The following is a 13489-nucleotide window of genomic DNA, read 5'->3' on the forward strand; positions in this document are numbered from 1 at the left end:
TCAATGAATCTGACTGAACCCCGCGAGCTGGCCCCCTTGCTTGAAGCTTTCCTGTTGGCCTCGGGAAAGCCGCAATCGATGGAACGCCTGTTCGAACTCTTCGAAGAAGGCGAGCGGCCCGAGCCGGCCGTGTTCAAGAAAGCCCTGACATTGTTGGGCAAGTCCTGCGAGGGGCGGGCTTTCGAACTCAAGGAAGTGGCGTCGGGGTACCGCCTGCAAATCCGCGAGAAGTTCGCGCCGTGGGTGGGGCGCTTGTGGGAGGAACGGCCGCAGCGCTATTCCCGGGCGCTGCTCGAAACCATGGCGCTCATCGCCTATCGCCAGCCGATCACCCGGGGCGAGATCGAAGATGTGCGGGGCGTGGCGGTCAATAGCAACATCGTCAAGACGCTGCTGGAGCGCGAGTGGATCCGCGTCGTCGGTTATCGCGATGTGCCTGGCAAACCGGCGATGTTTGCGACCACCAAGGCCTTCCTCGATCACTTCAACCTGAAGAACCTGGACGACCTGCCGCCGCTGGCCGAATTGCGGGAACTGGAACCCGAACCGATGCTGGAGTTCGACGACGCCCCGGTGCCCCAGGGCTTGCAGGAACTGGCGGACGCCAGTGCCGAGCCCGAAGAGCCGAAGGAGGAGACCAGTTTCCACTCGTTGTTGCTGGAGCTGGACACCATGGAGGAGGGCTTGAAGACTGATTTCGACGACTTGCTGCGGGAAGGTCCTGGTCCTGAGGGCGACTCGGATGAGCTGGCGGAGCCCGATAGCGCGGCGGCGCCGGAGCCAGAAGCAGAAGCGGAAGCGGAAGCGGAAGAAGATACCCTCGGCGTTGCCCAAGCCCGGGAAAAACTCCTGGCCGCCGTCGCCGCCCTCCAGCCGCCGGAACCCGAACTGAGCGACGAAGAAGCCGAAGCCCGGGCGTTGGCCGAAGCGATCGAGAACGAACGGCGCGAGTTCGACGATTGATCCGATTTGTGTCGCCGACATTGCTGGCACACCACAACTCCTGTGGGAGCGGGCTTGCTCGCGAAGGCGGCGGGTCAGTCGGCACTGATTAACCTGACACGCCCTCTTCGCGAGCAAGCCCGCTCCCACATGGATGATGCAATGCATCATGAGCGCCAAGCCGGGCATCACCAGTCGGCGGAAAAAGCGCCGGGCGCTGGTTGATCAGCTAGTCTCTGATGCGCAATCGCTTCAACGCGCGTATGATTCGCGACCCCTTGGCGATCCCTTCGCCAAAGACCCGTATTCAAAGCGTCAGGCCAAGCCTGACCCGACCACACCGGGAGGTGCCCAGAATGAAAGACCAAGACCAGAACGACAGCCAGGAAATCGGCCCAGCAGGCGAGAAGCTGCAAAAAGTCCTCGCCCGTATCGGCGTCGGTTCGCGCCGTGACGTGGAAGCCTGGATCACCCAAGGCCGGATCAAGGTCAACGGCAAAGATGCCACCTTGGGCCTGCGGGTTGATATGCACGATGCCATCACCATCGATGGCAAGGTGATCAAGCGCGAAGAGGCCGCCGAAACGGTGCGCCGCGTGATCATGTACAACAAGCCCGACGGCGAGATCTGCACCCGTGACGACCCGGAAGGTCGCCCGACCGTGTTCGACAAGATGCCGCGTCCGAAAGAAGGCCGCTGGATCAACATCGGCCGCCTGGACATCAACACCACCGGTTTGCTGATGTTCACCACCGACGGTGAACTGGCCAACCGCTTGATGCACCCGTCCTACGAGATGGACCGCGAATACGCCGTGCGTGTGCGGGGTGAAGTCGACGACGAGATGATCGAGCGCCTCAAGGCCGGCGTTGTGCTGGAAGACGGCCCGGCGCGTTTCACCGACATCAAGCAGGCGCCCGGCGGTGAAGGCTTCAACCATTGGTACCACTGCGTGGTGATGGAAGGCCGTAACCGTGAAGTGCGACGTTTGTGGGAATCCCAGGGGTTGGTGGTCAGCCGCCTCAAGCGCGTGCGTTTCGGTCCGGTGTTCCTCAATTCCGACCTGCCGATGGGCCGCTGGCGCGAAATGAGCCAGTACGAAGTCGACATCCTGGCCGCCGAAGTGGGCCTCAAGCCGGTGGCAATGCCGCAGATGACCGCCAAGAGCAAGGACAAGCTGGAGCGGATGCAGCGTAAATCCTCCCGTCCGATGGGCAAGACCGAGCGCGTGCGTACGCTGCGCCCGGCTGCTGATGGTGTGGCGACCGGCCCGCGTCCTTCGCGCGAGCCGCAGATCGAAGGCGAACGCCCGGCCCGCAAGCCTGCACCGCGTCAGGACGGCGAGCGTGGCCCACGCACGCCGCGTCCGGCCAATGGTCGCACTGAGCGCGGCGAAGGTCGCGGTGCACCGGCGGGTCGCGGTACGCCCGTCGCCGATCGCCCGGCCGACACCAAGCGTCCCGCCAAGCCGGCACCGAAAAAGCGCCCGGGCATCATCCTGGCCGACCGCGACACGCCATCGGGCAAGCGCCGTGGTGCCCCGGCAGGTTCGGGACAGCGTCCGGGTTTCGGGCGTCGCAAGCCGGAGTGAGGCAGCGGTGAGTTTCTAGCTGCAAGCTGCAAGAAAAAACGCCAACCGTTGGGTTGGCGTTTTTTTTTGTCTGGCTTTAGTGATGCAGTGCCTTCGAAACCGTCTTCGCGAGCAAGCCCGCTCCCACAGTGGCATAGCGGCGAACGCACCTCTCTCATTCACTGCAGATCAACTGTGGGAGCGGGCTTGCTCGCGAAGAGGCCTGCAATCCCACCGCTGTCGAAAGGTTATCCCCTCTTTTCTTGCCGCTTGAAGCTCGCAGCTTGAAGCTGCCCCTAAAGCACAAACCGCCCATCAAACATCGGCTCTTTGTCCAGCGCCAGCACACCGCTTTCGAAAATCAGATCCAAATGGTGGCTGCCCTTGGCCCCGCCACCCAGTCCCAGGTGCAGGCCGCAGTGGCGCTCTTCGAAACCGGCGTTGCGGGCGTACAGGCTCTTGACCCCTTCGTTGGTGCCGATCCCCAGTTCTTCGATGCGGCGGTTGGACGGGTTGGCGTCCAGGTATTTGTTGAAGTCGTGTTCCAGGCCCGGCACGTCGGTGGCGATTTTCTGGATGGTGGAGTCTTCGATCCACAGCTCGAGGGGCGATTGCAGCACGCCGTACTTGCGTGCGAACGGGATGGTGCTCAGGAACGTGCCGACGAATTTCACCTGGCCGTTGATGGTGTCGCTGTGGGTGGCGATTTCGCCGGGGGCCAGGTCGTAGTTGCCGAGGCCGTTGATGTCGGTCCACTTCTTCACGCTGCCCAGGGCGGTGTCGAAATACGAACCGTGGTCATCCTGGAAGCTCAGGGTTGTCGCCTGGGACATGCGCCGGATCAGGTGACTGTTGAGCCCGGCGATACGTTGGGGAATCACGCTGAAGGTGTCGTAGAAATAATCGCCGTAATCCTTGAACAGCAGCGATTTCTTCCAGTTGTCGGCCATCACGCCTTGCAATGCCCGAACAAAGTCCGGGCCGTCGGGGCGTGGATTGGGCAGGGTGGAAGAGTCGTAGAAAAAAATATACAGGTCGCTGTCGGCAATGGCCTTGGACAGGCGCTCCGTGGATTCGAGGTCCAGGCGCATGGCGCTGAACCGGAACGGCGAGCCGCTGCCCGCCTGTTCGGCAATGGCGCCGGTCAGTGCTTCGTAGTCAGCGGTATGGCCGAGCAACACCTTGGCGGGCTGGATGCCGGCCAGGGCGGGATGGTGTTCGAGGTAGTAAAGGAAATGTGAGATGGCTCGTTGTGTGTCCATGCTTATTCTTCCCTGACACGTTCATTTAATGTCCCTGACAACTGACAAGAGTGGCGGAGTCGACCGGCCGGATCGCCTCCGCCGGGCAGTGCCTACAGAGGCCACATCGCCGTGCCGAACGGAACCACGGCGTCGGCTTGCATCATTTCAACGGCGGCCTCATGGGTCGGCGCTTCAAACCATTCGTCCAGTTGCAGTTCGGTTTCCAAGTCTTTGTCCAGTGCTTGCATAGTGAATCTCCTAGATGACTTTTGCGGAAAACGCGGGCCGATTCGGCGAGTCATACCCGACAGAACCGGCACCGCAGAACTTGTCGGCACGATGCCTTGGCAAGTCGCTGAAAACCTAGTCGAGGGTTTTTTGGATTGCAAAAAATAATTTTATTTTTTTCTTTTGAACTTTTTGTTCCATTTTTGGCGTTGAAATTACTCATTCAAAAACAGCTGCCTGGGTGATTTATTTAATAGGTAGCTACCTACCGTCAATTTGCAGTCAGCCTACAGAATATTCCTACGTGGAAAGCCTGCGTTACGCGCTGTAAAGGAATGCTGACGATTTTGGCCGTTCGAACTGACCGGTATCGGCGTTCGGAAGGGCTGTAAGAAAAAGCTGCCGAGTGGGCCGGCTTGGCGGGTTTTTTGAGACTTCGCAGCGCTTGTTTCAAGCCAGCGGGAAAGGTCAGATGCGCGCCAGACCTCAAGTGTGGGGGTAGACGCTGATCCGGTGGTGTCTGGCAGCAGAGGGACTGCAGTGTACAATGCGCCGCGTTTTACTGTGACCCTTCGCGTACCCACGCACTTTCAAGGTTATCCGCCTTGTTCACTCCGCCACGCCACAAGCGTGTCGGGTTCGATTTCGTCACAGATAAAAACAAATAGGTGACGCATGACCGTTGTAGAAAATACGCATTCGGGCGAGCTGAAACGCGGCCTGAAAAATCGCCATATTCAACTGATCGCCCTCGGTGGCGCGATCGGCACCGGCCTGTTCCTCGGCTCGGCGGGGGTGCTGAAATCCGCCGGCCCGTCGATGATCCTCGGCTACGCCATCTGCGGCTTCATCGCCTTCATGATCATGCGCCAGTTGGGCGAAATGATCGTCGAAGAGCCGGTGGCCGGTTCCTTCAGCCACTTCGCCCACAAGTACTGGGGCGGTTTCGCCGGGTTCCTGTCGGGTTGGAACTGCTGGATCCTCTACATCCTGGTGGGCATGTCGGAGCTGACCGCGGTCGGCAAGTACATCCATTACTGGGCGCCCGAGATTCCGACCTGGGTGTCGGCGGCGGCGTTTTTCGTCCTGATCAATGCGATCAACCTGGCCAACGTCAAAGTCTTCGGCGAGGCCGAGTTCTGGTTCGCGATCATCAAGGTCGTGGCGATTGTCGGCATGATTGCCCTGGGCAGCTATCTGCTGGTCAGCGGCCATGGCGGCCCGCAGGCGTCGGTGACCAACCTGTGGTCCCACGGTGGGTTCTTCCCCAACGGCGTGAGCGGGCTGGTGATGGCCATGGCGATCATCATGTTCTCCTTCGGTGGCCTGGAAATGCTCGGTTTCACCGCCGCCGAGGCCGACAAACCGAAAACCGTGATCCCCAAGGCCATCAACCAGGTGATCTACCGGATCCTGATTTTCTACATCGGCGCGCTCGTGGTGCTGTTGTCCCTGACCCCTTGGGACAGCCTGCTGAGCACCCTCAACGCGTCCGGCGATGCCTACAGCGGCAGCCCGTTCGTGCAAGTGTTCTCGATGCTGGGCAGCAACACCGCTGCGCATATCCTCAACTTCGTCGTGTTGACCGCCGCGCTGTCGGTGTACAACAGCGGCACCTACTGCAACAGCCGCATGTTGCTGGGCATGGCCGAGCAGGGCGATGCGCCCAAGGCCTTGTCGAAGATCGACAAGCGGGGCGTGCCTGTGCGTTCGATCCTCGCGTCGGCGGCGGTCACGCTGGTGGCGGTGCTGTTGAACTACCTGGTCCCGCAGCATGCACTGGAGTTGTTGATGTCGTTGGTGGTCGCGACCCTGGTGATCAACTGGGCGATGATCAGCTACTCGCACTTCAAGTTCCGCCAGCACATGAACCAGACCCGCCAGACGCCGCTGTTCAAGGCGTTGTGGTACCCGTACGGCAACTACATCTGCCTGGCGTTCGTGGTGTTCATCCTGGGCGTGATGTTGCTGATCCCCGGCATCCAGATCTCGGTCTATGCGATTCCGGTGTGGGTGGTGTTCATGGCCGTGTGTTATTGGATCAAGAACAAGCGCAGTGTCCGGCATGAACTGGCGGTGGCGGCTGCCAAGTAAGCACGAAACCCTGTGGGAGCGAGCCTGCTCGCGATGGTGGTCTGGCAGGTGAAACCTATGCCGGATGTACCGGCCTCTTCGCGAGCAAGCCCGCTCCCACAAGGTTCGGCGGTGAACACACATTCTGCGAGCACTGTAGATCCAATGTGGGAGCGGGCTTGCTCGCGAAGAGGCCATCAAAGGCGAGATCTGTATCGACTGTGCCTGCGCTATCGCGAGCAGGCTCGCTCCCACAGGCCTGTGGGATTCGCGGTATCCTGTGGGGCCTGACACCGGACGCTTTCCATGCTGGTCATTTCCAACACCGTGCACATCCCGGACGCCGAGATCGAGCTGACGGCCATCCGCGCCCAGGGGGCAGGGGGGCAGAACGTCAACAAGGTCTCCAGCGCCGTGCATTTGCGCTTCGACATTCCGGCTTCGTCGCTGCCCGAGTTCTACAAGGAACGGCTGCTGGCGCTGCGCGACAGTCGCATTACCAGCGACGGTGTATTGATCATCAAGGCCCAGCAATACCGCACGCAGGAACAGAACCGCGCCGACGCGCTGGAGCGCCTGACCGAACTGATCCTCAGCGCCACCAAGGTCGAAAAGAAGCGCCGTCCGACCAAGCCGACCCTGGGGTCGAAAAAGCGTCGCCTGGAATCCAAGACCAAGCGCGGCTCGATCAAGGCCGGCCGCGGCAAGGTGGACTTCTAGTTCTTTTCCCGCGCTTCACGGTACCGAGGCGCCTGCCGGTACAAGTAGACGCTCAAGGCCAACCCACCCAGGGCCGCCAGGGCAGCGAACAGAAAGATCGAGGCAAAGCCGAAGCCAGCGGCAATCGCACCGGCCAGCGGCCCGGTGATCCCCAGCGACAAATCAATGAACAGTGAATAAGCGCCCACCGCGGCCCCACGGCTGGAGGCCGGCACCAGGTTGACCGCTTCCACGCCCAGCGCCGGAAACACCAGGGAAAAGCCGAAACCGCTCAACGCCGCGCCCGCCAGGGCCCAATGGGCATCCGGTGCGAGCCACAACAGCAAGAGCCCCAGGGTTTCCACCGACAGGCAGGCAATCGCCACGCGAAAGCCACCCAGGCGGTTGATCAGGTTGCCGAACAGCAGGCGCGCGCCGATGAAGCTGGCGCCGAACAGGCTCAGGCACAGCACCGCGTTATCCCAATGCTGAGTGGCGTAATACAGGGTGATGAAGGTCGCGATGGTGCCAAACCCGATCGAACCCAGGGCCAAACCGCAGCCGTGTGGCAGCACACGCCCCAGCACGTGCATGAACGGCAGGCGTTCGCCAGAGACAATGGGCGCAGCAGTCTTGCGCCAGGCCAATGCCAGTCCCAGCAGGCCCAGCAAGATGATGCTGACGCCCATGCTCCACAGCCCCAACGCGTTGACCAGCCACACCCCCAACGGAGCACCGATCGCCAGCGCGCCGTAACTGGCGATACCGTTCCAGGAAATCACCTTGGCGGTATTGGCCGCGCCAACCCGGCCGATGCCCCAGCCAATCGAACCCGACCCCACCAGGCTTTCGGCACTGCCCAGCACCAGGCGACCGACCAGCAGGCTGATCAGGCTGAACGTTGGCAGGTGGGGCGTCCAGGCCGACACCAGCATGAACACACCGCTCAGCCCGCAGCCGGCGAGGCCGAACATCACCGCGCGCTTGCTCCCCAGGTTATCGATGATTCGTCCCGCGTAAGGACGACTGAGCAGGGTGGCCAGGTATTGCACGCTGATCACCAGCCCGGCGATCACCGCGCCGAAACCCAGCTCGCCATGGACGAAACCGGGCAGCACGGCCAGGGGAATGCCGATATTCAGGTAGCCGATGAAGGTGAACAGGACGATGGAAACGACTTGCAGCGTGACCGCCAGGGGGCGCTGGGAATCTGACATGGGGAAGAGGTCCACGGAGCAGCTGGATAGATAGGCTGCTTATGATAACGGCGACCGTGGCGTCCGGGCGGGGAAAAGTAAAACTATTTGCCCAGTGGTGGCTCAGCGGTCGTTCTGTTCGCTGACCAGGCGCGTGGTCACCAGCGCCGCGATGGCGTTTTCTTCGCTGCCAAACCGGGCCAGCAGGGCCGCTTGTTTCTCGGCGGGAAGGCGGGTCCAGATCTCGACCATTTTCTCGGCGGTGCCGATCAGGACGCTGGCCTGGGCTTCGCTGAAGGGAGGGGTGTCATCGGTCATGGGGCGCTCGGGATTCAGGCAGTGTGGAAAGCGCATCTTAGCGCTTTCCACACGGTCTGGTGGTGCGGGTCAATCAGTCTTCGCTGTCGGCCTGGCGGCGTTCAGTGGCTTCCTTGGGCTCGGGTTGCTGGGCGTCAGGTTGCCCTCCGGCTTGTAGCGTGGTCGTCTGCTCAGTGTCGTGCAGGCTTGGGAAGGGGAGATTAGGGATCTCGTGCATTTCGCGCTCCTCGCAAAGTCTGTGGATAGATCTGGTAGATCCGCGCTTTTACAAAGCTTGGGCAGGATACAGCAGGAGAAATGACAAAAAGACTTTTAAATCCCATCGCGCCGACAAAAGGGATTGTCTGGACAGGTCATGTCCAGTCAGCAAAAACGATCCCGATACCGGTGGTCGCCACCGCTCAAGAACGCCCCGTACAGGCCGATGACTTGCACATATCCTCCACATTCCGTTGTAACAGTGGACCCTGGACATGGAGGTTCTTTATTTGAAGAGATCGACTCCATGTTTCTACAAAAATCCCTGAGAGCCCAGATTCTCGCCCTGCTCAGCGGCAGCCTGCTGGCCATGTTGCTGATCGCCCTGGCGTCCTTTCACTTCCTTTCCGATGGCATCCAGAATTATCGTCAACTGCTCGACGGTCCGTTGCGTGCGTCGCAATTGATCGACGAGGCCAACCTGCAATTCAAGGTGCAGGTCCAGGAGTGGAAAAACGTCCTGTTGCGCGGCAAGCAGCCAGCGGACATGGATAAATACTGGAAGCAATTCGAGGCACGCCAGAGCGATGTCCAGGGCATCCTTGGCCAGTTGACGACCCACGAAGGTGTCCCGGCGCAAATCAAGACACGTATCGAGCGTCTGCGGGGCGAGCATGCGCAGTTGGGCGCGGCCTACCAGAAGGGCCGTGATGCGTTTGTGGCGGCGGGCGGCGACGCGGCGGCGGGCGATGCCGCGGTCAAGGGTGTGGACCGCGCGGCCAGTGAGCAGATGAGCGAGTTGGTGGTTGAGCTGCATAAGCTGGGCGATGAGCAATCGGCAATGATCAGTGCCGGTGCCGACCGCACGATCATGCTGGGTACGGTGATCATGCTCGCCTCAGGGCTGCTGGTCGGGTTGTTGAGTGTGTGGCTGGTCAACCGCAACCTGGTGCAGCCCATCCGTAACCTGATCGCGTACGTGACTCAACTGAGCCGCGGGCGTTTCGCCGAGCGTGTCACGAGCACGCGCCAGGATGAGTTGGGCGACCTGGCCCTGGCGGCCAATACGCTGCGTGATTTCCTTGCTGAAACCTTCACCCGCTTGCAACGCAGTGCCACGGAGCTGGACAGCGCCAGCGGTGAGCTCAATGCGATTGCCAGCCTGATGAGCCAAGGCACCAGCGAGCAATTCGAACGCACCGATCAAGTCGCGACCGCGATGAACGAGATGTCGGCCACCGCCCAGGAAGTTGCCCGCCATGCAGCCGATGCGGCGCAGGCTGCCGATGATGCCGATCATTCGGCGCAGCAGGGCGAGAAAGTGATGCAGGGCACGATCCACACCATCACCCAAATGCGTGGCGAAATTGCCAACACCGCCACGGTGATCCGGCGCCTGGAAGCCGACAGCGGACGCATCGGCAAGGTGCTGGAAGTGATTCGCGGGATCGCCGAACAGACCAACCTGCTGGCCCTCAACGCTGCCATCGAAGCAGCACGGGCGGGTGAGGCCGGGCGTGGTTTTGCGGTGGTCGCCGATGAAGTCCGCAGCCTGGCCCAGCGCACGGCGTCGTCCATCATCGAGATCAACCAGATCATCCAGACGGTTCAAACAGGCGCGGTGGACGCGGCCCAGGCCATCGAAAGCGGCCAGTCGCGCAGTGAGGAAAGTGTCGAGCAGGTGACCCAGGCCGGCGCGATGCTGGAACGCATCACCCAGGCGGTGGAAGCGATCCGCGACATGAACCGTCAGATCGCCACCGCTGCGGAAGAGCAGACCTCGGTGGCCGAGGATATTTCGCGCAACCTGACTGAAATCACCTGCATTGCCAGTACCAACCTCGACAACGTAAAACGCACCGAAGCGGCCAGTCGGGATTTGCACGGGTTGTCGGGGCAGTTGAATGAAGTGACGGCGCGGTTGAGTGCCTGACCGTATGTTCCTGATGCCGTAGCCGCCCCCTGTGGCGAGGGAGCTTGCTCCCGCTGGGCTGCGTAGCGGCCCCAAAGCCATTCAGCGCGGTGCATCAGGCATAAGATGGTTGGCAGATTTTACGACTGCTGCGCAGCCGAGCGGGAGCAAGCTCCCTCGCCACAAAAGCTCATGAAAACCTGGAGTGAGCAGTCCGCAGGGCATCACCCTCAATAATCGCGACGCTTGCGAAAGGCCCATCGGCCTGCAATCACGGTGAAGGTCGCCACCAGTGCTACCAGGATCCAGAAGCCCTCGGGATCTTCGGCCAGTGGCACGCCGCCGACGTTCATGCCGAAGAAACCGGCAATGATGTTGATGGGCAACGCCAGCACCGTGACCACCGTCAAGGTGAACAGCGTGCGGTTGCTTTGTTCGTTGAGGTTGGCGGCGATCTCTTCCTGCAGCAATTTGATCCGTTCGCCCAGGGCGGTGAGGTCGTTGATGATCAGGGCGAACTCCTCGGTCGACTTGCGCAGCTCCTTGACGTCTTCCTTCTGCAACCATTGCGGCGGGCGGTTGAGCAGGCGCAGCAACGAGCCCGGCTCCAGGGCCAGCAGGCGTTGCAGGCGTACCAGCACGCGGCGCTGGCTGCCCAGCTCGGCGCGGTTGTTGGACACGCGCGAAGACAGCAGTTGGTCTTCGATCTGGTCGACGCTGAGGCTGGTCTTGCGCACGATCTGGGTCAGCACTTCGCCTTGGTCGCGCAGCAGATGCACCAGCAATTCCAGCGGCGAGCGAAAGCTCTCGCCGGCCTTGACCGATGAGCGCAGCTTGTCGACCGAGTGCAAGGGTTGCAGGCGCGCACTGATGATCAGTCGACTGTGTACGCACACCCACAAGGTGGAGACATCCGAGGACACCAGGTTGCTGAGGTTGAACACCACATCGTTCACCACCGCCAGCAGTGCCGAGTCCACGTGTTCGATACGGGTCGATCGCGAGCCTTCGTGCAGGGCTTCGAAGAATTCCTCGGGCAAGGCCAGATGGCTTTTCATCCAGCGCTCGCAGGCAGCGTGGGCCAGGTTCAGGTGCAGCCAGAGGAATTCGTCGGCGTCTTGCGGTTGTTGCAGGCTTTGCAGGGCTTGGGCCGAATCGATTTCCCGGCCACGCTCGCCGGGACGGAAACGAAACCCGTAAAGCAGGCCGAACAGGTCCGGATCGCGATGGCTTTGGTCGATGCTGTGGTTCATGAAGGCTCGCTGGCGGGAAGTGCCTGTCGCAGCGGCCACAGGTTCACTTGAGCGGCATCATTGCAGGGTTTTTTGATGGTTGTGTGACAGTTGCGCGGCGTCGTCGGATCGGCGGCGGTTTACAGACGGCGTACATAAAAAAGCCGCGCAACTCGAAAGTTGCGCGGCTCTTCTTTAACCGATGGATCAAGTGTCTTGTTTGTTGGACAGGACTTTGCCGGTAGTTGCGTCGAAGTCCACGTCAAACTCTTTGCCGTCGGCCGTCTTCAGTTCCACTTCATATTCATAACCGTCGAAGTGGTTATCCAGGTCGGTGTCGGTGATGGTCGCGCCTGGGTGCAACTTCAGGGCTGCTTCGTTCATTTCTTCCAGAGGCTTGATCTTGCCGTCCTTGACCAGTTGAGGAATCTGGTCGATTCGTACATCCGCCTGGGCCAGGCCAGCGGTGAGGGTCAGGGCAGCAGCGGTAAACAGGGCAGTCAACGTTTTCATGAGTGCTTTCCTTGGTGTCGTTATTAAGGGTGAGTCGTTTAAGTGGGTTCAGATTATCTGTGGCAACTTAATTCACCCTTAATTCGAAAAATCTTGAAGCAAGTTTCCTGGAAAGGTCTTTCGACTCAGTAGCCGTTCTTTTCCAATAGCTGTGCCACGCTGCCTGTCTCGGGACGCTTGAAGTACTTGAGCAGCTCACTGGCCCGGTTGGTGAAGATGCCATCGACGCCGGCCTCCATCACTTTCTTGAAGTCCACCGGCTCATCCACGGTGTAGACGTGCACCAGCAAACCCTGGTCGTGGGTGTACTGGTTCATCCACGGTTGCACCAGGTCCGAATAGCTCTGGCTGCCGCCATGGGTCAATGCCGCCGAAGGGCCGGTGCCGATGGCGCCATGGGCCTTGGCGTACTGGACCCATTGTTCGAACTCGGCCTTGTCCTTGGGCTCCTGCTTGGCGTAATAGACGGCCTTGTCCGTTTCGCCGGACTCGGCAAACGTCACCTTGGACTTGGGTTCGATGTTGCCTTCGCCCACCCATAGCAGCAGGATCTTCGGCACCTTCGGCATCTCTTTGTGCAACAGTTCGAGACTGCTTTTTTCAAAGGTCTGCAGCACCACTTTGCCCTTGCCCTGGCCGACGCCGGTGGCGCTTTTGGCCAATTTCGACCCAGCGGGGCTCAGCCAACCACGGTCCTGCAGTTTGTCCTTCAGGTCGCGCTCGATGCCGGGGAACAGCTTCGGCTCCTTGGTTTCGATGTACAGCCCCGGTTTATGCAGCGGGTTGCCCTCGGCGATGTTGATCACTTCATCGAGGGTGAGGATTTTCTGGCCGACGAACGAAGGACGGGCGCGGTCCGGGTAGGCGGTGTTGAACCAGCTGCCGGCATCGAGGGTTTTGAGTTCCGCCATGGTGAATTCATTGGCGGTGCTGTCCTTGCGTTCGGGAAACTGGGTCGCGACATCCGTGGTGCGCAGCAGGCTGTCGTCATGCAGGACGAACAACACACCGTCTTTGCTGCGCTGCAGGTCCAGCTCCAGGTAATCGGCGCCCAGGTCACGGGCCAGCTTGTAGGCGGCGGCGGTGGATTCCGGCGCGTCGAACGAGGCACCACGGTGGGCGATGACCGCCGGATGTGGAATGCCTTGAAGGGTGGCCAGGGCCTTGGGACTCGGGGCCTCGGAGGCTTGTGTCTGGCTGAAGCCGAGCAACAGGCTCAGCATCAAGGCGCTGCGGGTGAAGGTGACAGGCATGCTCGAGATCCTTTCGTAGAGGAGGCAAAACCTATCTTTTAACAATTGAATGCTGTCGGCGCTATCGCCATACCGACATAAACCTGTGTGAAGCAGATTTTTCCCACCCA

General features: G+C 60.8%; 13 protein-coding genes. 5 read left to right on the forward strand and 8 right to left on the reverse strand.

Features of this window, described 5'->3' with window-relative positions; genetic code table 11:
* Positions 1 to 3 precede the first annotated feature (3 nt).
* Both scpB and rluB read left to right on the forward strand, forming a co-directional pair.
* Complete coding sequence (scpB, locus tag HU767_RS14735; protein WP_186729822.1) at positions 4 to 963, forward strand: SMC-Scp complex subunit ScpB; 960 nt, start codon at positions 4 to 6, stop codon at positions 961 to 963.
* 335 nt (positions 964 to 1298) lie between these two features.
* A complete protein-coding gene (gene rluB / locus HU767_RS14740) occupies positions 1299 to 2534 on the forward strand; it encodes a 23S rRNA pseudouridine(2605) synthase RluB (protein WP_186706289.1) in 1236 nt (411 codons plus the stop codon).
* A gap of 275 nt (positions 2535 to 2809) precedes the next feature.
* On the opposite strand, the gene HU767_RS14745 is transcribed toward rluB, so the two are convergent.
* Entirely contained in the window at positions 2810 to 3775 is a 966-nt protein-coding gene (locus tag HU767_RS14745) for a leucyl aminopeptidase (RefSeq protein WP_186729823.1), read from the reverse strand.
* Between the two features lie 92 nt (positions 3776 to 3867).
* A complete protein-coding gene (locus tag HU767_RS14750) occupies positions 3868 to 4005 on the reverse strand; it encodes a hypothetical protein (RefSeq protein ID WP_003178782.1) in 138 nt (45 codons plus the stop codon).
* Between the two features lie 655 nt (positions 4006 to 4660).
* On the opposite strand from HU767_RS14750, the gene HU767_RS14755 reads away from it, so the two are divergent.
* Positions 4661 to 6079 carry an amino acid permease gene (locus tag HU767_RS14755; RefSeq protein ID WP_186729824.1) on the forward strand — a complete coding sequence of 473 codons (1419 nt, stop codon included), beginning with the start codon at positions 4661 to 4663 and terminating at the stop codon, positions 6077 to 6079.
* Positions 6080 to 6364: 285 nt separating this feature from the next.
* Positions 6365 to 6778 (forward strand): alternative ribosome rescue aminoacyl-tRNA hydrolase ArfB, encoded by a 414-nt coding sequence (gene arfB, locus HU767_RS14760; RefSeq protein WP_018604539.1) that lies wholly within the window; start codon positions 6365 to 6367, stop codon positions 6776 to 6778.
* Here arfB and HU767_RS14765 read toward each other — a convergent pair.
* From HU767_RS14765 to HU767_RS14775, 3 genes are all read right to left on the reverse strand, one after another.
* Positions 6775 to 7974: an MFS transporter gene (locus tag HU767_RS14765; protein ID WP_186729825.1), complete on the reverse strand. Its 1200-nt coding sequence runs from the start codon at positions 7972 to 7974 to the stop codon at positions 6775 to 6777. The two genes, arfB and HU767_RS14765, sit on opposite strands and share 4 nt — an antisense overlap.
* Positions 7975 to 8076: 102 nt before the next feature.
* A complete protein-coding gene (locus HU767_RS14770; RefSeq protein WP_186706284.1) occupies positions 8077 to 8307 on the reverse strand; it encodes a hypothetical protein in 231 nt (76 codons plus the stop codon).
* A 37-nt stretch (positions 8308 to 8344) separates the two neighbouring features.
* A complete protein-coding gene (locus tag HU767_RS14775; protein ID WP_162893862.1) occupies positions 8345 to 8488 on the reverse strand; it encodes a hypothetical protein in 144 nt (47 codons plus the stop codon).
* Positions 8489 to 8776: 288 nt separating this feature from the next.
* On the opposite strand from HU767_RS14775, the gene HU767_RS14780 reads away from it, so the two are divergent.
* A complete protein-coding gene (locus HU767_RS14780; RefSeq protein ID WP_186706283.1) occupies positions 8777 to 10402 on the forward strand; it encodes a methyl-accepting chemotaxis protein in 1626 nt (541 codons plus the stop codon).
* 209 nt (positions 10403 to 10611) lie between these two features.
* On the opposite strand, the gene HU767_RS14785 is transcribed toward HU767_RS14780, so the two are convergent.
* The 3 genes from HU767_RS14785 to HU767_RS14795 all read right to left on the reverse strand — a co-directional run bounded on the left by HU767_RS14785 (position 10612) and on the right by HU767_RS14795 (position 13379).
* On the reverse strand, positions 10612 to 11634 hold the full coding sequence (locus HU767_RS14785) for a transporter (protein ID WP_186706282.1): 1023 nt from the start codon (positions 11632 to 11634) through the stop codon (positions 10612 to 10614).
* 186 nt (positions 11635 to 11820) lie between these two features.
* Entirely contained in the window at positions 11821 to 12126 is a 306-nt protein-coding gene (locus HU767_RS14790; RefSeq protein ID WP_186729826.1) for a PepSY domain-containing protein, read from the reverse strand.
* A 125-nt stretch (positions 12127 to 12251) separates the two neighbouring features.
* Positions 12252 to 13379: a glycerophosphodiester phosphodiesterase gene (locus tag HU767_RS14795; RefSeq protein ID WP_186706280.1), complete on the reverse strand. Its 1128-nt coding sequence runs from the start codon at positions 13377 to 13379 to the stop codon at positions 12252 to 12254.
* Positions 13380 to 13489: the final 110 nt, after the last annotated feature.

The sequence above is a fragment of the Pseudomonas sp. SWRI179 genome (genome assembly GCF_014268705.1).
GTDB classification, from domain to species: domain Bacteria; phylum Pseudomonadota; class Gammaproteobacteria; order Pseudomonadales; family Pseudomonadaceae; genus Aquipseudomonas; species Aquipseudomonas zanjanensis.